This window comes from Alistipes intestinihominis, from assembly GCF_040095975.1.
GTDB classification, from domain to species: Bacteria; Bacteroidota; Bacteroidia; order Bacteroidales; family Rikenellaceae; genus Alistipes; species Alistipes senegalensis.
Genome location: NZ_JBBMFL010000001.1, coordinates 169,701 through 194,693, shown reverse-complemented (window position 1 = coordinate 194,693; position 24,993 = coordinate 169,701). Strand labels below are relative to the sequence as shown.

Here is a 24,993-nt window from a genome sequence, read left to right as displayed (position 1 = left end):
AATTATTTGTACCGGAAAGATATACGTCCCTTCGTAAGATCGTAGGGCGTCATCTCCACTTTTACTTTATCTCCGGGAAGGATCTTGATGTAGTGCATACGCATCTTCCCCGAGATATGGGCCGTGAGCACGTGGCCGTTGTCCAGCTCGACGCGGAACATCGCGTTGGACAGTGCCTCGATGATCGTCCCGTCCCGTTCGATAGCAGCTTGTTTTGCCATAGAGTCTCAGTTGTTTATTGCCTGTTCGATGATACTGAAATCCGTCAATACGTCGGGACCCGATTTGCGAACCGCAACGGCGAACTCATAGTGCGCCGCCGGTTTGCGGTCCCGCGTGCGGACCGTCCAGCCATCCTGTTCGAAAACCACCGCTTTGGTCCCCATGTTGATCATGGGTTCGATGCAGATGACCATGCCCTCCCTGAGCAATGGTCCCCTGCCGCGTGCGCCGTAATTGGGAACGCCGGGGTCTTCGTGCATTCTGCGACCCAATCCGTGTCCCTCCAATTCGCGCACCACGCCGTAGCCGAAGCTCTCGGCGTGTTCCTGCACGGCCGCCGACACGTCGCCTACGCGGTTGCCGGCCTTGGCCTGCGCCGTACCTTTATAAAGAGCCTCTTTGGTGACCTCCATCAGCTGCCTTACTTCCGCGGCAACCTCTCCCACGGCAAACGTATATGCCGAATCACCAACAAACCCCTTCATAAACGTACCGCAATCGACCGAAACGATGTCGCCCTCTTTGAGGACGCATTTCGAAGATGGGATACCGTGAACTACCTGTTCGTTTACCGATATGCACAACGAAGCGGGAAATCCCTGATACCCGAGGAAGGCAGGAACTGCTCCGTGCGCGCGGATGAAATCCTCGGCAATCGAATCCAACTCCTTGGTGGTGACACCCGGACGGATGTGGCGACCCACCTCCGCCAGTGTCTTCGACACCAGGATGTTGTTCTCGCGGAGCAGCTCTATCTCCTCGTCTGTCTTCAGATATATCATTCTCTTCGCTTAAAACTCTTCGGAAAAACTCCTAATGACGACCTTGGATACGTCCGGTCTTCATCAGACCGTCATAATGGCGCATCAGCAGGTAGCTCTCGATCTGCTTCAGAGTGTCGAGCACCACGCCGACCATGATCAGCAGCGACGTACCTCCGTAGAAGTAGGCGAACGCCTGCTGAATGCCCAGGAACTTCATCGCCAGCGCGGGCAGAATCGCCACGATCGCCAGGAAGATCGAACCCGGAAGCGTGATGCGCGTCATGATGGTGTCGATGTAGTTCACGGTCTGCTTACCCGGTTTCACTCCCGGGATGAAGCCGCCGTTTCGCTTCATGTCATCGGCCATCATTTGAGGATTGATGATAATCGCCGTGTAGAAGTAGGTGAAAGCGATTACCAGCACTGCAAGCGTGAAGTTGTACCAGAAACCGGTCATCGAGCTGAAGGCAGCCGCGAAGGCCGTTCCGGAGAACAACGCCGGAATGAACATCAGAGCCTGCGCGAAGATGATGGGCATCACATTCGCGGCATTCATCTTCAACGGGATGTACTGACGCACGCCCCCGTACTGTTTGTTTCCGACGATACGCTTTGCATACTGCACAGGCACCTTGCGGACTGCCTGTACCAGGGCGATCGTTGCCATGAAGACAAGGAACAGCAGGATCAGCTCGAGGATCAGCATGATGGCGCTGCCGGTGGCCGTCTGGAAACGGGCGTTGACCTCGGCCAACAGCGCGTGGGGAAGACGTGCCACGATACCGATCATGATGATCAGCGAGATACCGTTACCGATACCCTTGTCGGTGATCTTCTCGCCCAGCCACATGATGAACATGGTGCCGGCGATCAGAATCGTCGTCGCATAGGCAATGAAGCCGAACGAATTGCCGTAGACGAAAGCGGAAGGCACCTGATGGTACAGGTTGGCCATGTACGCCGGGCCCTGCAGGAGCAGGACGCCGATCGTCAGGAACCGCGTCCACTGATTCATCTTGCGGCGGCCGCTCTCACCCTCCTTCTGCATTTTCTGGAAATACGGAATCATCATACCCATCAGCTGGATGATGATCGAGGCGGTGATATACGGCATGACTCCGAGCGCCAGGATCGAGGCGTTGCCGAAGGCGCCGCCCGAGAAGACGTTCAACAGACCCAGAAGTCCGTTGCCCTCCAGCTGGCTGGCATACGCCGACCCCTCGCCCAGGGCGTTGGGGTTGATGCCCGGAATCACGACGAAACTGCCCAAGCGGAAGACCAGCAGCAGCCCGATCGTGTAGATCACACGTTTGCGCAACTCCTCGATCTTGTAGATGTTCTTGAGCGTTTCTACCAATTTCTTGTTGGTCGCCAAAAGAGCGATTACCACCAAAAAGACGATACCAACAACGAGATACTGATTCATAATTTTTGGGTTCTAAGGTTGCTTACAGTTTTTCGACGCTGCCGCCGGCTGCCGTGATGGCCGCCTCGGCGCTCTTCGAGAACGCGTGAGCCTTGACAGCGAGCGCCTTCGAGATCGTGCCGTTGCCCAGAATCTTCACCTTGTCGTTCGACGAGATGAAACCTGCGGCCACGAGCGTATCCACCGTAACCTCCGTGAGCGACTTCTTGGCGGCCAGCTCCTCGAGCGTCGAGAGGTTGATCGCCTTGAATTCCACTCGCTTCAAGTTGGTGAACCCGAACTTGGGAACGCGACGCTGCAACGGCATCTGGCCACCCTCGAAGCCGAGCTTGCGCGAGTAACCCGAACGCGACTGTGCACCCTTGTGTCCACGGGTGGCGGTGCCACCGTGACCCGAACCTGCACCGCGGCCGATTCGTTTGTCGTGGTGCGTTGAACCCTTTGCGGGTTTGAGATTATTGAGTTCCATGCTTAAAATAATCCGTTAGCAGTTAAACTTATTCTGCGGGCTGAGCGGCCTCCTCCTTCACCTCGGCCTTCTTGGCCTTGGGGGCTGCCTTCTTCGCGGGCGCAGCGACCTCCTCGACCTTGACGAGGTGTTTCACGCGCTCGATCATACCCTTGATGATAGCCGAGTCGTCGTGCTCGACGCTCGCATTGATCCGCTTCAAACCCAGCGCATCGAGATTCCGGCACTGGCGCGTCGTGGAGCCGATGCGGCTTTTGACCTGGGTGATTTTCAATCTTGCCATGTTCTTCTGAATTAACCGTTAAACACCTTGTCCATCGAGATGCCGCGCAGGCGGGCGACGCTGTGGGCGTCGCGCAGCTCGCAAAGCGCCTTGATGGTCGCCTTCACCAGGTTGTGGGGGTTCGACGAACCCTTGCTCTTGGCAAGCACGTTCTTCACGCCCACCGACTCCAGCACGGCACGCATGGCGCCGCCGGCGATGACGCCCGTACCGGGAGCGGCCGGACGAATCATCACGAGCGAACCGCTGAAACGCGACTCCTGCTTGTGGGGGATCGTGCCGTTGATCACCGGGATCTTGACAAGGTTCTTCTTGGCATCCTCCACGCCCTTGGCGATGGCCGACTGCACCTCCGAAGCCTTGCCCAGGCCGTAGCCTACCACGCCGTCCTCGTTACCTACGACGACGATGGCCGAAAAACTGAACGTGCGACCACCCTTCGTAACCTTGGTAACACGCTGGATGCTGACGAGACGGTCCTTGAGTTCGAGGTCGCTCGTGCGTACTTTCTTTATGTTGGTATTTGACATAATCGCTTAGAATTTAAGTCCGCCTTCGCGTGCTGCTTCGGCCAGCTGTTTAACTCTTCCGTGATACAGGTAACCGTTACGGTCGAAAGCGACGGCCGAGATGCCTTTGGCGACGGCGCGCTCGGCGGCCAGCTTGCCCACCAGGGCGGCTACTTCGCACTTGTTCTTTCCGGCGGCGGCTTCGGCGACCTCCTTGTCCAGCGAGGAAGCCGTAGCGAGGGTTACACCGGCGAGATCATCAATGAACTGCACGTAGATCTGCTTGTTGCTACGATATACAGTCATGCGAGGCTGTGCGGGCGTTCCGCTCACGATCTTGCGGATACGCATCTTGATCCTCTCTCTTCTTTCTATCTTGTTCAGTGACATAACTTCAGACTATTTACTATTTAGCACCTGCCGATTTACCGGCCTTGCGACGGATCTGCTCGCCTACGAACTTGATACCCTTGCCCTTGTACGGCTCCGGCTTGCGCAGCGAACGGAGCTTGGCGGCGACCTGGCCGATAAGCTGCTTGTCGATCGACTTGAACGTTACGATGGGGTTGCCCTTCTTCTCGGTAACGGCCGTAGCGGTCACCTCCTTGGGCAGCAGGAAATGCGTATCGTGCGAATAGCCGAGGCTCATCTCGAGCACCTGGCCTTTGACTTCGGCCTTGAAGCCGACGCCCACGAGCTCCTGTTTGATCTCATAACCCTTCGACACGCCGATGACCATGTTGTTGATCAGCGCACGGTACAGACCGTGCATCGAGCGGTGGCGGGGCTGGTTGGTGGGACGGCTCACCAGAACGGCGGGGATCTCCTTGCCCGTGTGAACGTCCGTGTGCGTGCCGACCTCTACCTTGATGTCCGAGTCAACTTTCTGGCTCAGCGTCCCGAGTGGCCCTTTCACGCTTACCGTATTGTCGGCCGATACCTCTACGGTAACGCCGGCAGGCAGGTTTACAGGTAATTTACCAATTCTTGACATTGTGTTGTTCTTTAATGATTTGCGATTAGTAGATGTAGCACAGCACCTCGCCGCCCACGTTCTCCTTGCGGGCCTGGGCGTCGGTCATGATGCCTTTCGAGGTCGAAACGATGGCGATACCCAGACCGTTCAGCACGCGGGGCATGTCCGAAACCGACGCATAGCGGCGCAGACCCGGGCGGCTGACGCGCTTGAGGTCCTTGATGGCGTTGGTCTTGGTGGCGGCATCCCACTTCAGAGCGATTTTGATCGACGGGTGTCCCTTCTCGTCCTTGTCGAATTTGTAAGCGAGAATGTAACCCTGCTCGTAGAGGATCTTGGTTATCTCCTGCTTAATTTTTGAACCGGGAGCTTCAACCACTTTGTGGTTGGCTTTCACCGCGTTTCTAATTCTGGTCAGAAAGTCCGCAATAGGATCAGTCATAACGAATAGAAATTAAAAATTAAAAAATTGGTTAAACTAATATTCTGGCTTTCAGCCGGTTGACTATTGTCCGCCGCTTTACAGCCCCTTATCTTCCGCCCCCGCTCGCATACGCACGCGAGGGCCCAAAGCGCGCAAATATACGCATTATTTCCCAAACGGCCAAGATTACCGCCTGATTTTTAGCGATTTTACCGCTGCTCCCGGAATACGGACAATGTTAGCACCCACTATGTTGCTAACATATATCCGCACAAAACTCCCGTTCAGCAACCGGCAGCGCCTCCGGAAATCACCCGGACGCCCCGCTTCCGCAGTTCGCCCCGGTCACCTCCTCCGGCCCCTCGGTCCGAGAAATTCGTAACCAAATGTCCAACCCCTCGCTACGCCCCACATATCGGGAAGTTACCGCTTGCAGCGGCACTTTCCCCGATACTGTGACGTATCTACACGGGCTGCACACCCCTATCTGCCTCAGTTCCTTCGGCAATGAAAAATGAAAAATTCAGCATTAAAAATTTCACTTTACTGCCACGAGCTATGCACTCTCGGACGCAGAGACCTCTCTGAAGAATGGAAAATAATTCTTAATTCTCCATTCCCGGTTTTTAATTGATTTTCCGGGGATAAACTCCCCGGAAAATTACCAGCTGGCCTTCGTAACGCCCGGGATCAGTCCCTTCGAGGCCATCTCGCGGAACTGGATACGGCTGATGCCGAACAGGCGGATGTAGCCTTTGGGACGGCCGGTGATCTTGCAGCGGTTGTGCTGACGGATCGGATTCGAGTTGCGGGGCAGCTTCGACAGTGCCTGCCATGCCTCCTCGTGGTCCATCTCACCGCTCTTCACCTTGGCAGCGATCTCCTCGCGTTTGTGAGCATAGCGGTTTGCAAGTTTCGCACGCTTCACCTCGCGGGCCTTCATAGATTCTTTTGCCATAGCTTAGTTGTTCTTTTTAGCGTTTTTGAAAGGAAGGCCGAACTCGCGGAGCAGGGCATAAGCCTCTTCGTCGGTCTTGGCCGTCGTTACGAACGTGATCTCCATGCCGAAGATCTTGGTGATCTTGTCGATGTCGATCTCCGGGAAGATGATCTGCTCGGTGATGCCCAGGGTGTAGTTGCCCTGGCCGTCGAACTTCTCGTTGATTCCCTTGAAGTCGCGGATTCGGGGAAGCGCCACGGCGATCAGACGCTCCAGGAACTCGTACATCTTCGTATCGCGCAGCGTCACGCGCACGCCGATAGGCATACCCTTGCGCAGCTTGAAGTTGGAGATGTCCTTGCGCGAACGGGTCTGAACGGCCTTCTGGCCGGTGATCGTCGTCAGTTCGGCTTCGGCCACGTCGATCAGTTTCTTGTCGGCGACAGCCTGGCCCATACCCTGGTTGATGACGATCTTTTCGAGCTTCGGGCACTGCATTACGCTCGAGTATCCGAACTCCTTCATAAGGGCAGGCTTGATCTGCTCCTTATAGCGTGTTTTGAGTGTAGGTACGTATCCCATTATTTGATCTCCTCCCCTGACTTTTTAGCGAAACGAACTAATTTACCTTTTGCATTGAGCTTGCGGCCGACCTTGGTGGGTTTTCCCGACTTGGGGTCGATGAGCATCAGGTTCGAGACGTGGATCGGAGCCTCTTTCTCGATGATGCCGCCCTGGGGGTTCTGAGCATTGGGCTTGGTGGCCTTCTTGCAGAGGTTCACGCCCTCGACGATGGCACGCTGCTTCGAAACCTCGACCTTCAGGACTTTGCCCGTCTGGCCCTTGCCGTCGCCGGCGATGACCTGAACCTGGTCCCCTTTCTTAATATGTAATTTCACTGACATATCCGAAATCGTTTTTATGATTACAATACTTCGGGTGCGAGGGAGATAATCTTCATATACTGGTCGCGCAGCTCGCGAGCTACGGGGCCGAATATACGAGTACCGCGCATTTCACCCTGGTTGTTAAGCAGCACCACGGCGTTGTCGTCGAAACGAATGTACGAACCGTTTGCACGCCTGATTTCCTTCGTGGTTCTCACGACGACCGCCTTCGATACGGCGCCCTTCTTGACATCGCCCGAGGGGGTCGCGCTCTTCACGGCCACCACGATCTTGTCGCCGATGGATGCGTAGCGACGCTTCGTGCCGCCGAGCACCCGGATGCAGAGGACCTCCTTAGCACCGCTGTTATCAGCTACTACGAGTCTACTTTCCTGTTGTATCATAACTACTTAGCTCTTTCAATGATTTGTACTAATCTCCAACGCTTGGTCTTGCTCAGCGGGCGGGTTTCCATGATGCGCACGGTATCGCCCTCCTTGCAGGTCTCGTCGAGCGACTCGGCGACGAATTTCGTCGTCTTGTTCACGAACTTGCCGTAGATAGGATGCTTCACCTTACGTGCTACTGCAACCACAATGGTCTTCTCCATCTTGTTGCTGACAACCACACCGATACGCTCTTTTCTAAGATTTCTTTCCATAGTTGTTGCTTATTTGGCGTTTTTTTGACGCAGAATGGTCAGCATGCGAGCTATATCTCTGCGGTTCTTCTTGATGATCGACGGGTTCTCGACAGGGGACACTGCGTGCTGCACCTTCAACTTCCCGAGCTGGGCCTTTTCGGTCTCGATGCGTTCCTGCAGGTCCTTGATCGAAATATCCTTGATTTCTGCACTTTTCATTTTGCGTTCCCTTAAATTGTGGTTTCGACGTAGTCACGTCTTACGATAAACTTGGTGGTGATGGGCAGCTTCTGGGCTCCCAGGCGCAGCGCCTCCTGAGCCACTTCCAGGGGCACGCCTTCGGCCTCGAAGAGAATGCGTCCGGGGGTAACGGGCGCCACGAAGCCTTCGGGATTACCCTTACCCTTACCCATACGCACCTCGGCGGGCTTCTTCGTGATGGGTTTGTCGGGGAAGATGCGGATCCACAGCTGACCTTCACGCTTCATGTAACGCGTAATGGCCTGACGGGCCGCCTCTATCTGACGACCCGTGATCCAGGTCGATTCAAGTGCCTTGATTGCGAACGATCCGTATGCAAGCTGGTTTCCTCTCTGAGCGATACCTTTCATACGGCCTTTCTGCATTCTTCTAAATTTGGTCTTTTTCGGCTGTAACATGTTAGTTCTGCTATAAAAAGGTCCTACTTACTACTGATTGTTGTTGCGACGGTCTCCGCGTCCTCCGCGACGGTCGCCACGATCGCCGCGTCCCCCGCGACGGTCGCCACGGTCACCGCGTCCTCCGCGACGGTCTCCGCGCTCACCGCGGTCGCCCGAAGGAGCCTGTGCCGAAGCGCCTGCGATTTCGAACAGATCGCGCTGGCCGTAGACGATACCCTGGCAGATCCAGACCTTCACGCCCAGGATGCCCACCTTGGTAAGCGCCTCCGTCAGGCAGTAGTCGATGTCTGCGCGGAACGTATGCAGCGGAATGCGTCCTTCCTTGACCGTTTCGGTGCGGGCCATCTCGGCGCCGCCCACACGGCCGGCGACCTGGATCTTGATACCCTCGGCGCCCATGCGCATGGTCGAAGCCACGGCGGTCTTCACCGCACGGCGGAACGACACGCGGCCTTCCAGCTGACGGGCGATGTTCTGACCGACGATCACGGCATCCACCTCGGGACGCTTCACCTCGAAGATATTGATCTGGATCTCCTTGCCGGTGAGCTTCTTCAGCTCCTCTTTCAGCTTATCGACCTCCTGGCCGCCCTTGCCGATGATGATGCCCGGACGGGCCGTCGAAATCGTAACGGTCACGAGTTTCAGCGTGCGCTCGATGATGATCTTCGAGATGCTCGCCTTGGCCAGACGGACATTCAGATACTTGCGGATCTTGGCGTCCTCGACGAGTTTGTCGGAGAAATCCTTGCCGCCGAACCAGTTGGAGTCCCAACCGCGGATGATGCCAAGACGATTTGCTATCGGATTAACTTTCTGTCCCATCTGATTACTTGTTTTCTACGGTTACCATTTTGTCAACTACGATCGTTACGTGGTTCGAACGCTTGCGGATACGGTGTGCGCGGCCCTGGGGCGCAGCCTGAATACGCTTCAGCATGCGGCCGCAGTCTACGAACACCTCTTTCACGCAGAGCTTCGTGTCTTCCAGACGCTCCGATTCGTTCTTGGCCTCCCAGTTGGCGATCGCCGATTTGAGGAGCTTCTCCATACGGATCGACGCCTCCTTCTTCGAGTAACGGAGGATGCCCAGTGCCTTGTTGATCTCCACGCCGCGGATGATGTCGGCCACCAGGCGCATCTTGCGGGGAGAGGTCGGGCAATCACGCATGATGGCGATTGCCTTCTGCTTCTTTTCGGCCTTCATCTTCTCGGCCATATTTGCTTTTCTTGCACCCATTTTCTACCTATTTTTTCTTGTTACCTGCGTGACCGCGGAAGTTGCGGGTAGGGGCGAACTCGCCGAGTTTGTGTCCTACCATGTTCTCAGTTACGTACACCGGAATGAATTTGTTTCCGTTGTGTACGGCGACCGTCTGACCTACGAAGTCAGGCGAGATCATACTTGCACGCGACCATGTTTTGATTACCGACTTTTTATTCCCTTCGGCCTGGGCGATGACTTTCGCTTCGAGCTTGGGGTCGATAAACGGTCCTTTTTTTAATGAACGGCTCATTATGTACTCTTATTTAATTATTTTTTCTTCTTGGAAATAATAAACTTCGAGGTCGTCTTCTTCGGGTTGCGAGTCTTATAACCCTTGGCAAGCAGACCCTTGCGCGAACGCGGGTGACCACCCGACGCACGTCCTTCGCCACCACCCATCGGGTGATCCACCGGGTTCATGACGACACCGCGGTTGCGGGGACGACGGCCGAGCCAGCGCTCGCGTCCTGCCTTGCCGGACTGTTCGAGGCTGTGGTCGATGTTCGACACGACGCCCACCGTAGCGCGGCAAGTTACGAGTACCATACGAGTCTCGCCCGAAGGCAGCTTGATGATGGCGAATTTGCCCTCACGAGCCAGCAGCTGGGCGTAGGAACCGGCCGAACGTGCCATGGCGGCACCCTGACCGGGGTAGAGTTCAATGTTGTGCACGACCGTACCCAGGGGGATTTCGCTCAGGAAGAGCGTGTTTCCGACCTCGGGAGCGACGCCTGCGCCGCTCATGACGGTCTGGCCGACCTGGAGTCCGTTGGGTGCGATGATGTAGCTCTTCTCACCGTCGGCGTAAACCAGCAGTGCGATGCGGGCGGTACGATTGGGGTCGTACTCGATCGTTTTTACGGTTGCAGCGATGCCGTCTTTCGTACGTTTGAAATCGACATTACGATACATCTGCTTGTGACCGCCGCCGATATAGCGAACCGTCATCTTACCGGCGTTGTTGCGGCCGCCCGAGCTCTTCTTGGGGCTCAGCAACGACTTCTCCGGCTTGTTCGTCGTGATCTCGTCGAACGTGCCGATAATCTTATGTCTCGTACCTGCGGTTACAGGCTTAAATTTTCTTACTGCCATCTTCGTTAGATATTACTGTAAAAATCGATCTTGTCTCCATCCTTCAAGGTGACGATAGCCTTCTTGAAGTTATTGGCGCGACCCTCCAAAAGACCCGCTTTGGTGTAGCGGCTTTTGAGTTTGCCCATGTAGTTCACGGTGTTCACGTCCGTAACGACGACGTTGTACATCTGCTCTACGGCATTGCGAATTTGCAGCTTGTTAGCCCTTACGTCAACGATAAAACCGTAGCGATTCAACTTATCGCCCTGAATCGTCATTTTCTCGGTCAAAACCGGCTTAATAATAATGTTCATTGTAACTTGCGTTTTTAAGCTAACATCGTATTCAATACATTCTCGGCGCCCTCCACCATCACGATGGCCGATGCGTTCATCACGTCGTAGGTGCAGACGTTCTGAGCCAGCACGGGCTTCACGTAGGTGAGGTTGCGGCACGACAACTGCAGGTTCACGTTCGATTCCGGAAGAACGAGCAGGACCTTCTTGTCATCGACTTTCAGCGCCTCGGCCAGAGCCGCAACCGACTTGGTCTTGGGAGCCTCCATCGAGATGGCCTCGACGATGCTGATGGCACCGGCCTGAGCCTTGTAGGTCAGGGCGCTGCGGCGGGCCAGCTGCTTGAGCTTCTTGTTGAGCTTGAAACTGTAATCGCGGGGCTGGGGACCGAATACGCGGCCGCCGCCCGGGAACAGGGGCGACTTGATGCTGCCCGCACGTGCACCTCCGGTGCCTTTCTGACGTTTGAGCTTGCGGGTCGAGCCGGCGACTTCGTTGCGCTGCTTCGACTTGTGCGTGCCCTGACGCTGGTCGGCGAGGTACTGCTTCACGTCGAGGTAGATAGCGTGGTCATTAGCCTCTACTCCGAAAACGGCATCCGAAAGGACTACCTTGCGACCCGTCTCTTTTCCTTGTGTGTTCAATACAGCTAATTCCATACTACTTTTCAATCGTTAAATAAGCACCTTTGGCTCCCGGAATCGAACCCTTCACGAGGATGAGGTTGTTCTCGGGAATTACTTTCAATACACGCAGGTTCAGAACCTTGACCTGCTCGCCGCCCATCCGGCCGGGCAGACGCTTGCCCTTGAAGACGCGCGAGGGATAGGACGACGCACCCAGCGAACCCGGCTTGCGCGCACGGTTGTGCTGGCCGTGGGTCTGGCCGCCTACGCCGCCGAAGCCGTGGCGTTTCACGACGCCCTGGAAGCCTTTTCCTTTCGAGATCCCGGTCACGTCAACCCAGTCCTCCTCCGAGAAGAGCTCTACGGTCAGCGTGTCGCCGAGTGCCACTTCGGGCATCCCCTTGAACTCCGCCATCTTGCGTTTGGGGGTGGTGCCGGCTTTCTTGAAGTGACCTAACAAGCTGCTGCTGGTGTGCTTTTCACTTTTTTCGTCATAGGCAACCTGAACCGCCTCGTAAGCATCCTTCTCGACGGTTTTGATTTGCGTAACAACGCACGGACCAGCCTCAATGACAGTGCATGGTATGTTCTTACCCTCGGCACTGTAAACGGAAGTCATTCCGATTTTCTTTCCAATAAGTCCTGACATTTGTTGTCAATTGTTCGTTATAAAATAGTGTAAAGTGATGTTGCGTTCATCTCCCGCCGGTTCCCGGTCCGAAACGCCGTAAACGGCATTTCGGGAGCCGGCGGAACGTCGTTCGGTCTATCACACCTTGATCTCGACCTCGACTCCCGAAGGAAGTTCGAGCTTCATCAGCGCGTCGATCGTCTTGGGCGTCGATGAGTAGATGTCGAGGATGCGCTTGAAGGTGCAGAGCTGGAACTGCTCGCGGGCTTTCTTGTTGACGAAAGTCGAGCGGTTGACCGTAAAAATCTGCTTGTGCGTGGGAAGGGGCACCGGGCCGCTCACGACGGCGCCCGTGCTCTTCACGGTCTTCACAATCTTCTCGGCCGACTTGTCCACGAGATTGTGATCGAATGACTTTAACTTGATTCTAATCTTCTGGTTCATATTGTTTGCTTATTCTATTTCCTTACGTTTACCACTCGACTTCTCGATGATCTCCTTGGCCAGGTTGGCAGGAACCTCCTCGAAGTGCGAGAACTCCATGGACGAAGTGGCGCGGCCCGACGAGATCGTACGCAGCACGGTCACATAACCGAACATCTCCGACAGGGGGACCTTGGCCTTCACCACGCGGGCGGTGCCTTTCGTCTCCATGCCGGTGATCTGGCCGCGGCGCTTGTTCAGGTCGCCGATGATGTCGCCCATGTTCTCCTCGGGGGTAACGACCTCCACGGACATCACGGGCTCCAGGATCACCGAACCGGCCTTGGGAGCGGCATTGCGGTAACCGTTGCGGGCTGCGATCTCGAACGACAGCTGGTCGGAGTCCACCGGGTGGAACGAACCGTCGATCAGCGTGATCTTCATCGAGTCCATCGGATAACCGGCCAGCGCACCGTTGGCCATAGCCGACTCGAAGCCCTTCTGAACCGAAGGAATGAACTCCTTGGGAATGTTGCCGCCCTTCACCTGATCGACGAACGTAAGGCCCATCTTGCCGTCCTCGGCGGGACCGATCTCGAAGATGATGTCGGCGAACTTACCGCGGCCGCCGGTCTGCTTCTTGAAGACCTCGCGGTGCTGAACCGTCTTGGTGAGCGACTCCTTGTAGTTCACCTGCGGGGCACCCTGGTTGATCTCCACGCCGAACTCGCGGCGCAGACGGTCTACGATGATGTCGAGGTGGAGCTCACCCATACCGCTGATGACCGTCTGACCCGAATCCTCGTCGGTGTGAACCGTGAAGGTGGGGTCCTCCTCAGCCAGCTTGCCCAGGGCGATGCCGAGCTTGTCGAGGTCCTTCTGGGTCTTGGGCTCTACGGCCAGACCGATCACCGGCTCGGGGAAGGTCATCTGCTCCAGCATGATAGGTGCGTTCTCGGCGCAGAGCGTGTCGCCCGTGCGGATCTCCTTGAAACCTACAGCTGCGCAGATGTCGCCGGCGCCGACGGTCTCCATCGGGTTCTGCTTGTTGGCGTGCATCTGGTAGATACGGCTGATACGCTCGCGTTTGCCGCTGCGCGAATCGAGGACGTAGGAACCTGCATCGAGTTTGCCCGAGTAGACGCGCACGAAAGCCAGACGGCCTACGAACGGGTCGGTAGCGATCTTGAAGGCCAGTCCGCAGAAGGGCTCGTCCTCCGAAGCGTGGCGCACCTCTTCCTGCTCGGTCTTGGGGTTCAGGCCCTTGACGGGGGGCAGATCCAGCGGCGAGGGGAGAAATGCCATCACGTAGTCGAGCAGTTTCTGCACGCCCTTGTTGTGGAAGGACGAACCGCAGAGCATCGGCACGATCTGCATCGAGATCGTGGCCTTGCGGATTGCGGCGAGCAGCTCGTCGGCCGTGATCGAATCGGGGTCCTCGAAGAACTTCTCCATCAGCGCATCGTCGGTGGAGGCCACCTCCTCGATGAGCTTGGCGCGCCATTCGGCAGCCTCGGCCTTCATCGACTCGGGAATCTCCTTCAACTCGAAGTTGTCGCGGACGGTCTTGTCGTCGTAGTAATAGATAGCATTATTATATATAAGGTCTACCAGACCTTCGAACTTGTCCTCGGCACCGATGGGCAGGACTACCGGCAGAGCCGTAGCCCCGAAGTGCTCCTTGATCTGTGCGCACACCGACAGGAAGTCGGCGCCCGTGCGGTCCATCTTGTTGACGTAACCGAGGCGGGGAACGTTGTATTTGTCGGCCTGACGCCATACCGTCTCCGACTGGGGCTCGACGCCGCCCACGGCGCAGAACGTGGCGATAGCGCCGTCCAGCACGCGCAGCGAACGCTCCACCTCGACCGTGAAGTCAACGTGTCCCGGGGTGTCGATCAGGTTGATCTGGTACTGGTTGCCCTTGTAGTTCCAGAATGCGGTCGTAGCGGCCGAGGTGATCGTGATGCCGCGCTCCTGCTCCTGAACCATCCAGTCCATCGTGGCGCCGCCGTCGTGCACCTCGCCGATCTTGTGGGTCTTGCCCGTGTAGAAAAGGATTCGCTCGGATGTAGTGGTCTTACCGGCGTCGATGTGGGCCATGATGCCGATGTTGCGAGTATACTTTAAGTCTCTGGTTGCCATCTGTCAATCCTCTCTTTTAGAATCTGAAGTGTGCGAATGCCTTGTTTGCCTCGGCCATGCGGTGCATCTCCTCCTTGCGTTTGAAGGCGGCACCCTGCTGGTTGAAGGCATCCAGTATCTCTGCCGAAAGCTTGTCTGCCATCGTCTTGCCGGCGCGCTTGCGGGAATAGAGGACAAGGTTTTTCATGGAAATAGAAATCTTGCGCTCCGGACGAACCTCCATAGGAACCTGGAACGTCGCACCGCCGATACGCTTCGATTTCACTTCGACTTGGGGTGTGATGTTCTCCAGGGCCTGTTTCCAGATTTCCAGGGGAGATTTATCAGCATCCTTCATCTTCTTGCCGACGATATCCAACGCATCGTAGAAAATCGTGTAGGCAATACTCTTCTTACCATCCAGCATAAGGTTGTTCACGAAACGGGTCACAGCCACGTCTCCGAACTTCGGATCCGGAAGTAGAATTCGCTTCTTTGGCTTAGCTTTTCTCATTGCTATTAAAAATGTTCTTCGTTAAAAATTTCTCTTGACTACTTGCCTGCCTTGGGGCGTTTGGCACCGTACTTCGAACGACGCTGACGACGCCCATCGACGCCTGCCGAGTCGAGCGCACCGCGCACCAGGTGATAACGTACACCGGGGAGGTCCTTCACACGACCGCCGCGGACGAGCACGATGGAGTGCTCCTGCAAGTTGTGGCCTTCTCCGGGGATGTAGGCGTTGACCTCCTTGCCGTTGGTCAATCTCACACGCGCCACCTTACGCATGGCCGAGTTCGGCTTTTTCGGGGTCGTGGTGTACACACGCGTACATACGCCCCGGCGCTGCGGACACGCGGCCAGTGCGGGAGACTTCGACTTGTCCTCCAGCGTCACGCGGCCGTTTCTCACTAACTGTTGAATAGTTGGCATTGCTTAAACTGTCCTTTAATTGTTAAAAAAATCTATCTCCATTGTCCAAAATGGATTGCAAAGGTACGCATTTTTTCGGAAATACAATATATAAGGGCATCTTTTTTCGTGATTTTACGGGATTTCGCGCCGTTTTTCATTCTTTTTACTTATAGTTTTTGCAGCGATATATCATATCATTTATATATAAAATTACAAACCGCTGCCTTTCATGGTCTTATGCGAACTTTTCGGAAGGCTTGAAATTCGCGAAAAAATCACTAAATTTGTCTGTGCATTCCGGGGCAACCTCCTGAATGACAAAAATCAATCATCAAAAATTTTCAGACCATGAACAAATTTCTTTTTTCGACTGCATGCCTGACCCTGCTGGTTGCGTGCAACGACAACGAGGGGGGGGAATTCCACGCCCGTAACCTTTGACGACCCAACGTTCGCAACCTACAGCCTCGCGCATTTCGATGCCAACGGCGACGGCATCCTAACCGAAAGCGAAGCCCAAAAAGTCAAAAAGCTGACACTCGACGCCAATACCGATGCTTCGCTCGCCGGAATCGAATCGCTCGCCGGAATCGAGTATTTCACCGAGTTGGAAGAGCTTGCCTGCACCAAATGCAATTTCGCGTCGGTGGACCTGAGCCGCAACCGGAAACTGAAATCGTTGGCACTGATGTACGGAAAACTCACGGCGTTAGACCTCGGAGCCCTTTCCGAACTGGAAACCCTGAACTGCAACTCCAACGCGCTGACGGCACTCGACCTAACGAAAAATCCGAAACTCAAATACCTCTACGTGCAGGCCAACAAGCTCACCGCGCTCGATGTCAGCCGCAATCCGGAGCTGGAACATCTCTATGTGAGCATTATGAGCTTCATGTCGAATCAGATCGAAACGCTCGACATCACCCAATGCCCGAAAATCACACAGTTGTATGCCGTTGACATGACCTCGCTCAAACAGCTCCGTATGCTGCGAGCCCACAAGGAAGCGAATATCCTGATGAGCGTCCCCGCCACTACCGAAATCATCTACGAATAGGCCATTTTTCGGCGGCAGGCAGACAGGCAGGTAGGCGCGGCACGGACTTTGCCCCCGGAACGGCGGTACGGGCCGCCGGAGCGCCGAACGCCCCGGCGACGAACGAACCCGCACCGAAAACAACGCATACCGCCATGAAACAACTCTTACACAACCTCTTCCTGCCGCTGTTCGCAGCGGCCCTCTGCTCGGGAGCATGCAGCGACGACGACAACGACAGCCGGCCGAAACCCTCGGGCTACGACATCTACACGGCCGGCTACAAAACCCCGTCCGGAAAGTCCGTGGCGACGGTCTGGAAAAACGGCAGCGAGCTCTACGCCCTGACCGACGGCACGAACGACGCCTGGGCCTACTCCGTCTTCGTGGACAACGGCACGGTCTACGCCGCGGGCTACGAGCAGCAGGGCGACGCGATCGTCGGCAAAATCTGGGTGAACGGCGCCTTGAAATACACCGTCGCACCGGCTTCGGGCAGCGCCTATCTCTATTCGATTTCGGCCGCGGACGGCAGTCTCTACGTCGCCGGCAGCGAGGACGTGAACGGCGCCCTGACGGCCAAAATCTGGAAGGACGGCGCGGAGGCTTACGCCTATTCGGTGAGCCCCGCCGTGTCGCAGGCCAAAGCCGTGGCCGTCTCGGGGAGCGATGTTTACGCCGCAGGCAGCCTTCGAAGCGGACTCGGGAAGCAGCTCGCCGTGGTCTGGAAGAACGACAAGGCGCACTTCACGCTCTCCGACGGACAGACCGACGCCGGCGCGACGGCCCTCTGCCTCGACGGCCGCACGCTCTACACGGCGGGCTACGCCGGCACACAGGCCGTCGTCTGGAAGGACGGCAGCGTGCTCTACACGCTGACCGACGGCAGCTCCTCGGCCCAGGCCACCGCCGTCTGCCGCTCCGGGAGCGCGCTCTACGCCGCGGGATACGTCATCGACGGCTTCGAGAACGAGGGTGTCGTCTGGAAGAACGGCCGGGAGCTTTACGACCTTTCGGACGGTTCGGGCGAAGGCTCGATGCCCTATGCCATAGCCGTTTACGGCGACGACGTTTTCAGCGCCGGGACCCTCTTCGGAACGTCGCGCACCGCCGCGGTGTGGCACGGCGAGAAGATCCTCCACACGCTCACCGACGGCACGGGACACGGCGAGGTCTACTCGATGTTCGTCGTACCGCTCTACGACTGACGCGCCGCATCGGAAACGGAAAGGGACACGGTCTTTCGGGGCCGTGTCCCTTTTTATGCGCCATTCCGCGACCCGAAGAATGACAAATCGGAAAACTTTTGTTATTTTTGCAAGCCCGCCCAAGAGCCGGGTTTAGAAAGAGACAGAACCAAAAACGGTCAAACAACGACAAAACAAAATCCTTAGAGGAGATATGGAGTACAATTTCAAGGAGATCGAGGCCAAATGGCAAAGCCGCTGGCGGACGGACAAGACCTACAAGGTGGAAACGGACCCCTCGCGGCCCAAATTCTATGTGCTGGACATGTTCCCCTATCCGTCGGGAGCGGGCCTGCACGTCGGGCACCCGCTGGGCTACATCGCCTCGGACATCTACTCGCGCTACAAGCGGCTCAAGGGCTTCAACGTCCTGCACCCGATGGGATACGACGCCTTCGGCCTGCCCGCCGAGCAATACGCCATCCAGACGGGCCAGCACCCGGCCGTGACGACCGAGCAAAACATCGCCCGCTACCGCGAGCAGCTGGACAAGATCGGCTTCTCGTTCGACTGGGACCGCGAGGTGCGCACGTGCGACCCCGGCTACTACAAGTGGACGCAGTGGGCGTTCCTCGAAATGTTCTCCCATTGGTACGACCGTTCGAAGCAGCAGGCGCGACCCGTCGCGGAGCTCGTCGCGGCGTTCGAGAAGAGCGGCACCGAGGGCGTCGATGCGGCCTGCACGACCGAAATGCGCTTCACGGCCGCCGAATGGAAGGCCAAGAGCGAACCCGAAAAGGAGCAGATTCTCCAAAACTACCGGCTGGCGTTCCGCGCCGACACGATGGTCAACTGGTGTCCGAAGCTGGGGACCGTGCTGGCCAACGACGAAGTGCACGACGGACTTTCGGTCCGCGGCGGCTATCCGGTCGAGCAGAAGCGCATGAAGCAGTGGCTCCTGCGCGTGACGGCCTACGCCCAGCGGATGCTCGACGGACTGGACAAACTCGAATGGAGCGACTCGCTCAAGGAGATCCAGCGCAACTGGATCGGACGTTCCGAGGGCGCTCAGGTCTTCTTCGACATCGAGGGTTCGGCGAAGAAACTCGAAATCTTTACCACCCGTCCCGACACGATCTTCGGCGTGACGTTCATGGTCATCGCCCCCGAACACGAGTGGGTCGGCGAGCTGACGACGCCCGAGAACAAGGCCGCCGTCGAGGAGTACATCCGCCAGACCCGGAAGCGTTCGGAACGCGAGCGCATCGCCGACACGAAGCGCGTAAGCGGCGTGGCGACAGGCTCGTACGCCATCAATCCCTTCACGAAAAAAGCCATTCCGATCTATATCTCCGACTACGTGCTGGCGGGCTACGGAACGGGCGCCATCATGGCCGTTCCGGCGCACGACTCGCGCGACTGGGCCTTTGCCCGCCACTTCGGGCTGGAGGTCGTTCCGGTGGTCGAGGGCGGCGACATCGAGAAGGAGTCGTACGACGCCAAGTCGGGCAAACTGATCAACTCGGATTTCCTCGACGGGATGGATGTAAAGGAGGCGATTCGGGTGATGTTCGCCGAAGTCGAGCGGCGCGGACTGGGCAAGAAGCTCGTCAACTACCGCCTGCGCGACGCCATCTTCTCGCGCCAGCGCTACTGGGGCGAGCCCTTCCCAATCTACTACAAGGACGACACGGCTTACCCGCTGTCGGAAGACAAACTGCCGCTGGAGCTGCCGCCGATCGAGAATTTCGGCCCCACGGAACAGGGCGAACCGCCGCTGGCCCGCGTGAAAGGCTGGGCGACGCCCGAGGGGTATCCCTACGAATACTCGACGATGCCCGGATTCGCCGGCTCGTCGGCCTACTACCTCCGCTACATGGACCCGCACAACGACAAGGCGCTCGTGAGCCGCGAAGCCGACGAGTACTGGCGCAACGTGGACCTCTACGTGGGCGGCATCGAACACGCCACGGGACACCTGATGTACTCGCGCTTCTGGAATATGTTCCTTTACGATCTGGGAGTCGTGTGCGAGGAGGAGCCCTTCAAGAAACTCGTCAACCAGGGCATGATCCAGGGCCGTTCGAACTTCGTCTACCGCATCGTCGGTACGAACAAGTTCGTGTCGCTGGGCCTCAAGGAGCAATACGACACGCAGGCGCTCTACGTCGATGTGAACATCGTCCGCAACGACATCCTCGACCTCGACGCCTTCCGCGCGTGGAGGCCCGAGTACAACGATGCGGAGTTCATCCTCGAAGACGGCAAATACGTCTGCGGCTGGGCCATCGAGAAGATGTCCAAGTCGTTCTACAACGTCGTGAACCCCGACTACATCGTCGATAACTACGGCGCCGACACGCTGCGCATGTACGAGATGTTCCTCGGCCCGCTGGAGCAGTCGAAGCCCTGGGACACGAACGGCATCGACGGCGTGCACAAGTTCCTGCGCCGCTTCTGGCGGCTCTTCTTCGACCGTGACGGCCAGTTGTGCGTCACCGACGAGAAAGCCACCGAAAAGGAGCTCCGCACCCTGCACAAGACCATCAAAAAGGTCTCGGAGGACATCGAGAACTTCTCGTTCAACACCTCCGTGGCGGCTTTCATGATCTGCCTCAACGAGCTGGGCGAGTGTTCGAAGCGCGAAGTGCTCGAACCGCTGACCGTGCTGCTCGCCCCCTTCGCCCCGCACATCGCCGAGGAGCTGTGGGCCGCGCTCGGACACGCCGAATCGGTCTGCACGGCCGCTTACCCGACCTTCGACGAGAAGCACCTCGCGCTCGACGCCTTCGAATACCCCGTGTCGGTCAACGGCAAGCTCCGCTTCAAGAAGGAGTACGCCATGTCGATGACGCCCGCCGAGATCCAGGCCGCAGTCGTCGGGGAACCCGAAGCGCAAAAGTGGCTCGACGGCAAGACCCCGAAAAAGATCATCGTCGTGCCGGGCAAGATCATCAACATCGTAATCTGAGCGCCGGCCGGCTAAGAGCCGGGATTTAGGGGGGGGGCACGGCGCCGGGTCTCGTCCGGTTCCGTGCCTCCACCTCTGAAAAACGGTTTCTCAAACGTCCCCCTCAGTGGGCGCTTACAAACATACAATCCAAAATGAAACGAACCTTCCGACTTTTACTGGCACTTTTGCTTATGAGCGCATCCGCTTCCGCCAAAGACTACGGACAGGCCCTGACGGTCCGCATCTGGGACAACGCCTCGGCACCCCACAGCAACGGCATCGACACCCCCGAACAGGAGCCCGAACCCAACCGGCTGGCCAACACCTCCGACGCCGAACTCTACATCTTCCCGGCCGACACGTCGAAAGCCACCGGACAAGCCGTCGTGATCTGTCCCGGAGGCGGTTACGGACGGCTGGCCATCGACCACGAAGGCTACGAGGTGGCGCAATGGCTCGCCGCGAACGGCATCACCGGCGCGGTGCTGAAATACCGCATGCCCAACCACCACCCCGAAGTGCCGCTGGAAGATGCCGAACAGGCCCTGCGCATCATGCGCGGCGACGCGCCGGGCGCCGAAGGCTTCACCTGCCCGAAGGTCGGCATCGCCGGATTCTCGGCCGGAGGCCATCTCGCGGCGATGGCCTCGACGATCGGCAGCGTCCGTCCGGATTTCTCGATCCTCTTTTACCCGGTCATCTCGGCCGTGCGGGGCAAGCGCCATCAGGGGTCGTTCATCAACCTGCTGAGCGCGGAGCGCACCCCCGAACAGGATGCGGCCTATTCGCTGGAGAGCCGCGTGACCGAAGCCACGCCCCCGGCGCTGCTGCTGCTCTCGGACGACGACAAGACGGTGCCGCCGGTCAACAGCACCTGCTATTACACGGCCCTGAAGGAGCACGGCATCGAAGCCTCGATGCACATCTATCCCACGGGCGGCCACGGCTGGGGCATCCGCGAATCGTTCCGCTACAAGGCAGCCTGGCAGGACGCCGTGCTGGACTGGCTCCGCAAACGTTAAACCGCAACCGCAATGAAACTGAAAACGACGCTCGCGGCCGCAGCCGCGATCCTCACGGCGTTCGCCGCAACGGCACAGAAGCCCGTGGCGACGCTGAAAATCTGGGACAACGCGACCGCGCCCCACAGCAACGGCATCGTCCCCGTCCCCGGAGAGGACGACCCGGCCCGCACGACCCGCACGACCGAAACCGAACTCTATATCTACCCGGCCGACACGGCCCGAGCCACGGGACAGGCCGTGGTGATCTGCCCCGGAGGCAGTTACCTGGGGCTGGCCATCGGTCACGAGGGGCACGACGTGGCCCGCTGGCTGTCGCAGAACGGCGTCACGGCCGCGGTGCTGAAATACCGCATGCCCAACGGGCATCCCGAAGTTCCGCTGGAGGATGTTCAGCAAGCACTGCGCATCATGGCGGGCCTCGAAGCGGGCGCCACGGGATTCTCCGCCGACAAGGTGGGCGTCATGGGCTTCTCGGCCGGCGGCCATCTGGCAGCCACGGCCTCGACGATCGGGGCGTTCAAACCCGCCTTCTCGATCCTCTTCTATCCGGTCATCACGGCCGAACCCGGAAAGGGGCACCAGCTGTCGTTCGACAGCCTGCTGGGAACGGACCGCACGGCCGAACAGTCGGAATACTACTCGCTCCAAAACCGCGTGACGGAGGCCACGCCCCCGACCCTGCTGCTCCATTCGGACGACGACACGGGCGTACCCGCGGTCAACAGCGCGCTCTACTACGAAGCGCTCAAAGCCCACGGCGTGAAGGCTTCGATGCACATTTACCCGACGGGCGAGCACGGCTGGGGCTTCCACACGAACTTCCCCTACCACGAAGTCTGGAAAGCCGCCGTGCTGGAGTGGCTGCGGGAGGTCAACCGATAACGAGAGGGGCGCATGCTCCTCTTTCGTTTTTTCGGGAGGCGCATTGCCGTTTGCCGATTATTAGTGTCGTAACGACACTTTTATGAGTCAGAAAGTTTTACCGAATCTCCTGCGATTCGGTTTTGAACTCCTCCGCCTTTTTCGTATCTTTGCACCCAAAATAAACACTTATGGCAGACAACAGCATACTGAACCGTCTGGACGGTCTGAAACTCAAATACGAGGAGACGGGGCAGAAACTCACCGACCCCGAAGTCATCGCCGATGTCAAGCAGTTCATCCAGCTCACCAAGGAGTACAAGGAGCTGGAACCGATCATCGAGACCTCGGAGCGCTACCGCACGGCCATCGCCAACCTCGCCGAAGCCAAGGACACGCTGGCCACGGACAAGGACGAGGAGATGCGCGAAATGGCCCGCGAGATGATCGCCGAACTGGAACCCCAGCTGGAGCAGATGGAGGAGGAGATCAAGCTGCTGCTGATTCCCAAGGACCCGCAGGACTCGAAGAACGCCATCATGGAGATCCGCGGCGGCACGGGCGGCGACGAAGCGGCGATCTTCGCCGGCGATCTGCTGCGCATGTACACCAAATACATCGAGTCGAAAGGCTGGCGTTACGAAATCACCTCGTCGTCGGAGGGCGCCGCGGGCGGCTTCAAGGAAGTGGTGCTGAAAGTCACGGGCCAGAACGTCTACGGAACGCTCAAATACGAATCGGGCGTGCACCGCGTGCAGCGTGTGCCGCAGACCGAAACGCAGGGCCGCGTGCACACCTCGGCGGCGTCGGTGGCGGTGCTTCCCGAAGCCGAGGAGTTCGACGTGGAGATCTCGATGAACGACATCCGCAAGGACATCTTCTGCGCCAGCGGCCCCGGCGGCCAGTCGGTCAACACGACCTATTCGGCCATCCGCCTGACGCACATCCCGACGGGCATCGTCGTGCAATGCCAGGATCAGAAATCGCAGCTGAAGAACTTCGACAAGGCGTTCGAGGAGCTGCGCACGCGCGTCTTCAACCTCGAATACTCGAAATACCTCGACGAAATCGCCTCGAAGCGCAAGACGATGGTCTCGACGGGCGACCGCTCGGCCAAGATCCGCACCTACAACTACCCGCAGGGGCGCATCACGGACCACCGCATCAACTATACGATCTACAACCTCGCGGCCTTCATGGACGGCGACATCCAGGACTGCATCGACCACCTGATCGTGGCCGAGAACGCCGAACGTCTGAAAGAAAGCGAGCTCTGATGCACCTTCCCGCCGACTTCGACGCCGAGATTTACGACATCGTCGCGCAGATTCCCGCGGGACGGGTCGTAACTTACGGACAGCTGGCCCGGCTGGCAGGCATGCCCGGTTACGCGCGCCGCGTGGGACGGGCGATGGCCGCGGCTCCGGCGGGGATTCCCAGCCACCGGGTCGTCAGCGCCGCAGGCCGCACGGTCCCCGGATGGACCGCCCAGCGGGAGCTGCTCGAAGCGGAGGGCATCCGTTTCCGGCGCAACGGGTGTGTGGACCTCGCCCACCTAAGAGATGAGTTCTAAGGGGCGGCGGCAGGCCGCAGCGCTCTTCATTCCTATCACGCCCCGGCTGCAAACGGGTTTCGGCGGACAATATCCGGCCCCCGGCGACCGTTTTGCCAATAAACAATGCGCCGACAGTCCGAAAAGCACGCCATCTCCCTCCCTGAGGGAGGGAAGGGGTGGGGCGAATTTGCAACTGACGCCGCAGGCGGCAAAAACGGGGGTCGGGAACTACATTATATCGAAAAACAGGAATCGTTCAGCTATGAAAAGATACGTCATACTTCTCTTTCTCCTGAGTTTCGCCGCAACCGTCCGGGCCGCGTCGCCGAAACCTACGCCGATGTATATCGTCAACGGCAAGGAGACGACGGAAATCCGCTCGATACCGCCCGAGGACATCGAGAACGTCGAGATGCTCCCCGCCGACGAAGAGACCATCGCCCGCTACGGCCAGCGCGCCGTGCACGGCGTCATGCTCATCACCCTGCGCTACGACCAGCCCGCGACTTTCCCCGCCGACTCCACGTTCGGCCACTATATCGCCAGCCGGGTGCGGTGGGACGCGAGCGAACCCGCCGCCCGCGTGGTGCTGCGCTACAAGGTCACGCCCGAAGGCGACACCGTCGTCCATCAGGAGCTCGAATCGACCGACAAACGCCTCAAACGGCGCGTGCTGAAAGCCGTGGCCGAGGCCCCGCGCTGGACCCCGGCCCAAAAGAACGGCCGCCCGATCGAGAGCGAAGGCGTGCTGCGCATCCAGCTCCCCGAGGGCAAGCGCATGCCGCGTCCCGTGGAGCTCGTCATCCGCTGAAAAC

At 58.2% G+C, this 24,993-nt stretch carries 35 protein-coding genes; 8 read left to right on the top strand and 27 right to left on the bottom strand.

Annotation, left to right across the window (positions count from 1 at the left end; genetic code table 11):
* Positions 1-2: 2 nt before the first annotated feature.
* The 27 genes from infA to rpsL form a co-directional block, all read right to left on the bottom strand.
* Positions 3-221, bottom strand: coding sequence for a translation initiation factor IF-1 (gene infA, locus WMO46_RS00860; RefSeq protein ID WP_009597667.1), 219 nt, complete (start codon positions 219-221; stop codon positions 3-5).
* A gap of 6 nt (positions 222-227) precedes the next feature.
* The gene (gene map, locus WMO46_RS00855; protein WP_196016937.1) at positions 228-1,004 is read right to left on the bottom strand and encodes a type I methionyl aminopeptidase; all 777 of its coding nucleotides are present in this window, start codon (positions 1,002-1,004) and stop codon (positions 228-230) included.
* Positions 1,005-1,035: 31 nt separating this feature from the next.
* Positions 1,036-2,412: a preprotein translocase subunit SecY gene (secY, locus tag WMO46_RS00850; RefSeq protein WP_044118788.1), complete on the bottom strand. Its 1,377-nt coding sequence runs from the start codon at positions 2,410-2,412 to the stop codon at positions 1,036-1,038.
* Positions 2,413-2,434: 22 nt separating this feature from the next.
* A complete protein-coding gene (gene rplO, locus WMO46_RS00845) occupies positions 2,435-2,881 on the bottom strand; it encodes a 50S ribosomal protein L15 (RefSeq protein WP_019152142.1) in 447 nt (148 codons plus the stop codon).
* A gap of 28 nt (positions 2,882-2,909) precedes the next feature.
* Complete coding sequence (rpmD, locus tag WMO46_RS00840) at positions 2,910-3,164, bottom strand: 50S ribosomal protein L30 (RefSeq protein WP_026076794.1); 255 nt, start codon at positions 3,162-3,164, stop codon at positions 2,910-2,912.
* A gap of 11 nt (positions 3,165-3,175) precedes the next feature.
* Positions 3,176-3,694, bottom strand: a complete 519-nt coding sequence (rpsE, locus tag WMO46_RS00835) for a 30S ribosomal protein S5 (RefSeq protein WP_019152140.1) — start codon at positions 3,692-3,694, stop codon at positions 3,176-3,178.
* A 6-nt stretch (positions 3,695-3,700) separates the two neighbouring features.
* Positions 3,701-4,063: a 50S ribosomal protein L18 gene (gene rplR / locus WMO46_RS00830; RefSeq protein WP_026020723.1), complete on the bottom strand. Its 363-nt coding sequence runs from the start codon at positions 4,061-4,063 to the stop codon at positions 3,701-3,703.
* 16 nt (positions 4,064-4,079) lie between these two features.
* Positions 4,080-4,667 (bottom strand): 50S ribosomal protein L6, encoded by a 588-nt coding sequence (gene rplF, locus WMO46_RS00825; protein WP_026076793.1) that lies wholly within the window; start codon positions 4,665-4,667, stop codon positions 4,080-4,082.
* Between the two features lie 25 nt (positions 4,668-4,692).
* Positions 4,693-5,091 (bottom strand): 30S ribosomal protein S8, encoded by a 399-nt coding sequence (rpsH, locus tag WMO46_RS00820; RefSeq protein ID WP_026076792.1) that lies wholly within the window; start codon positions 5,089-5,091, stop codon positions 4,693-4,695.
* Between the two features lie 643 nt (positions 5,092-5,734).
* On the bottom strand, positions 5,735-6,031 hold the full coding sequence (rpsN, locus tag WMO46_RS00815) for a 30S ribosomal protein S14 (RefSeq protein WP_010262412.1): 297 nt from the start codon (positions 6,029-6,031) through the stop codon (positions 5,735-5,737).
* 3 nt (positions 6,032-6,034) lie between these two features.
* Positions 6,035-6,595, bottom strand: coding sequence for a 50S ribosomal protein L5 (gene rplE, locus WMO46_RS00810; RefSeq protein WP_129650854.1), 561 nt, complete (start codon positions 6,593-6,595; stop codon positions 6,035-6,037).
* Entirely contained in the window at positions 6,595-6,918 is a 324-nt protein-coding gene (gene rplX / locus WMO46_RS00805; protein ID WP_010262408.1) for a 50S ribosomal protein L24, read from the bottom strand. Before rplX ends, rplE begins: the two co-directional genes overlap by 1 nt.
* A 20-nt stretch (positions 6,919-6,938) precedes the next feature.
* On the bottom strand, positions 6,939-7,304 hold the full coding sequence (gene rplN / locus WMO46_RS00800) for a 50S ribosomal protein L14 (protein ID WP_018696462.1): 366 nt from the start codon (positions 7,302-7,304) through the stop codon (positions 6,939-6,941).
* A gap of 2 nt (positions 7,305-7,306) precedes the next feature.
* Complete coding sequence (gene rpsQ / locus WMO46_RS00795; RefSeq protein WP_009597655.1) at positions 7,307-7,561, bottom strand: 30S ribosomal protein S17; 255 nt, start codon at positions 7,559-7,561, stop codon at positions 7,307-7,309.
* Between the two features lie 9 nt (positions 7,562-7,570).
* The gene (gene rpmC, locus WMO46_RS00790; protein WP_010262400.1) at positions 7,571-7,762 is read right to left on the bottom strand and encodes a 50S ribosomal protein L29; all 192 of its coding nucleotides are present in this window, start codon (positions 7,760-7,762) and stop codon (positions 7,571-7,573) included.
* Between the two features lie 11 nt (positions 7,763-7,773).
* On the bottom strand, positions 7,774-8,202 hold the full coding sequence (gene rplP / locus WMO46_RS00785) for a 50S ribosomal protein L16 (protein ID WP_019152134.1): 429 nt from the start codon (positions 8,200-8,202) through the stop codon (positions 7,774-7,776).
* 30 nt (positions 8,203-8,232) lie between these two features.
* Positions 8,233-9,030, bottom strand: a complete 798-nt coding sequence (gene rpsC, locus WMO46_RS00780) for a 30S ribosomal protein S3 (RefSeq protein WP_195497046.1) — start codon at positions 9,028-9,030, stop codon at positions 8,233-8,235.
* Between the two features lie 4 nt (positions 9,031-9,034).
* Complete coding sequence (gene rplV, locus WMO46_RS00775; RefSeq protein WP_026076791.1) at positions 9,035-9,445, bottom strand: 50S ribosomal protein L22; 411 nt, start codon at positions 9,443-9,445, stop codon at positions 9,035-9,037.
* Between the two features lie 7 nt (positions 9,446-9,452).
* Positions 9,453-9,722 (bottom strand): 30S ribosomal protein S19, encoded by a 270-nt coding sequence (rpsS, locus tag WMO46_RS00770; RefSeq protein ID WP_010262388.1) that lies wholly within the window; start codon positions 9,720-9,722, stop codon positions 9,453-9,455.
* Positions 9,723-9,739: 17 nt separating this feature from the next.
* Positions 9,740-10,564: a 50S ribosomal protein L2 gene (gene rplB / locus WMO46_RS00765; protein WP_129650856.1), complete on the bottom strand. Its 825-nt coding sequence runs from the start codon at positions 10,562-10,564 to the stop codon at positions 9,740-9,742.
* 5 nt (positions 10,565-10,569) lie between these two features.
* Positions 10,570-10,860, bottom strand: a complete 291-nt coding sequence (gene rplW / locus WMO46_RS00760) for a 50S ribosomal protein L23 (RefSeq protein WP_019152130.1) — start codon at positions 10,858-10,860, stop codon at positions 10,570-10,572.
* Positions 10,861-10,874: 14 nt separating this feature from the next.
* On the bottom strand, positions 10,875-11,501 hold the full coding sequence (gene rplD, locus WMO46_RS00755) for a 50S ribosomal protein L4 (protein WP_026076790.1): 627 nt from the start codon (positions 11,499-11,501) through the stop codon (positions 10,875-10,877).
* A 1-nt stretch (position 11,502) separates the two neighbouring features.
* Entirely contained in the window at positions 11,503-12,117 is a 615-nt protein-coding gene (rplC, locus tag WMO46_RS00750) for a 50S ribosomal protein L3 (RefSeq protein WP_026076789.1), read from the bottom strand.
* A 120-nt stretch (positions 12,118-12,237) separates the two neighbouring features.
* On the bottom strand, positions 12,238-12,543 hold the full coding sequence (gene rpsJ / locus WMO46_RS00745) for a 30S ribosomal protein S10 (protein ID WP_004329464.1): 306 nt from the start codon (positions 12,541-12,543) through the stop codon (positions 12,238-12,240).
* A gap of 9 nt (positions 12,544-12,552) precedes the next feature.
* Positions 12,553-14,667 carry an elongation factor G gene (fusA, locus tag WMO46_RS00740; protein WP_019152126.1) on the bottom strand — a complete coding sequence of 705 codons (2,115 nt, stop codon included), beginning with the start codon at positions 14,665-14,667 and terminating at the stop codon, positions 12,553-12,555.
* A gap of 16 nt (positions 14,668-14,683) precedes the next feature.
* Complete coding sequence (gene rpsG / locus WMO46_RS00735) at positions 14,684-15,160, bottom strand: 30S ribosomal protein S7 (protein WP_019152125.1); 477 nt, start codon at positions 15,158-15,160, stop codon at positions 14,684-14,686.
* A gap of 38 nt (positions 15,161-15,198) precedes the next feature.
* The gene (gene rpsL / locus WMO46_RS00730) at positions 15,199-15,579 is read right to left on the bottom strand and encodes a 30S ribosomal protein S12 (protein WP_019152124.1); all 381 of its coding nucleotides are present in this window, start codon (positions 15,577-15,579) and stop codon (positions 15,199-15,201) included.
* 373 nt (positions 15,580-15,952) lie between these two features.
* Here rpsL and WMO46_RS00725 point away from each other — a divergent pair, with 373 nt between their 5' ends.
* The 8 genes from WMO46_RS00725 to WMO46_RS00690 all read left to right on the top strand — a co-directional run bounded on the left by WMO46_RS00725 (position 15,953) and on the right by WMO46_RS00690 (position 24,989).
* Positions 15,953-16,618, top strand: a complete 666-nt coding sequence (locus tag WMO46_RS00725) for a leucine-rich repeat domain-containing protein (protein ID WP_349093596.1) — start codon at positions 15,953-15,955, stop codon at positions 16,616-16,618.
* A 134-nt stretch (positions 16,619-16,752) separates the two neighbouring features.
* On the top strand, positions 16,753-17,805 hold the full coding sequence (locus WMO46_RS00720) for a hypothetical protein (protein WP_278817808.1): 1,053 nt from the start codon (positions 16,753-16,755) through the stop codon (positions 17,803-17,805).
* Positions 17,806-17,998: 193 nt separating this feature from the next.
* Positions 17,999-20,755 (top strand): leucine--tRNA ligase, encoded by a 2,757-nt coding sequence (gene leuS, locus WMO46_RS00715; RefSeq protein WP_129650858.1) that lies wholly within the window; start codon positions 17,999-18,001, stop codon positions 20,753-20,755.
* 134 nt (positions 20,756-20,889) lie between these two features.
* Positions 20,890-21,759, top strand: a complete 870-nt coding sequence (locus tag WMO46_RS00710) for an alpha/beta hydrolase (protein WP_052308462.1) — start codon at positions 20,890-20,892, stop codon at positions 21,757-21,759.
* 12 nt (positions 21,760-21,771) lie between these two features.
* Positions 21,772-22,644, top strand: a complete 873-nt coding sequence (locus WMO46_RS00705; protein WP_019152119.1) for an alpha/beta hydrolase — start codon at positions 21,772-21,774, stop codon at positions 22,642-22,644.
* A 170-nt stretch (positions 22,645-22,814) separates the two neighbouring features.
* A complete protein-coding gene (gene prfA, locus WMO46_RS00700; RefSeq protein ID WP_019152118.1) occupies positions 22,815-23,900 on the top strand; it encodes a peptide chain release factor 1 in 1,086 nt (361 codons plus the stop codon).
* Positions 23,900-24,196, top strand: a complete 297-nt coding sequence (locus tag WMO46_RS00695) for an MGMT family protein (RefSeq protein ID WP_349093595.1) — start codon at positions 23,900-23,902, stop codon at positions 24,194-24,196. Before prfA ends, WMO46_RS00695 begins: the two co-directional genes overlap by 1 nt.
* 244 nt (positions 24,197-24,440) lie before the next feature.
* The gene (locus WMO46_RS00690) at positions 24,441-24,989 is read left to right on the top strand and encodes an energy transducer TonB (protein ID WP_026076788.1); all 549 of its coding nucleotides are present in this window, start codon (positions 24,441-24,443) and stop codon (positions 24,987-24,989) included.
* Positions 24,990-24,993: the final 4 nt, after the last annotated feature.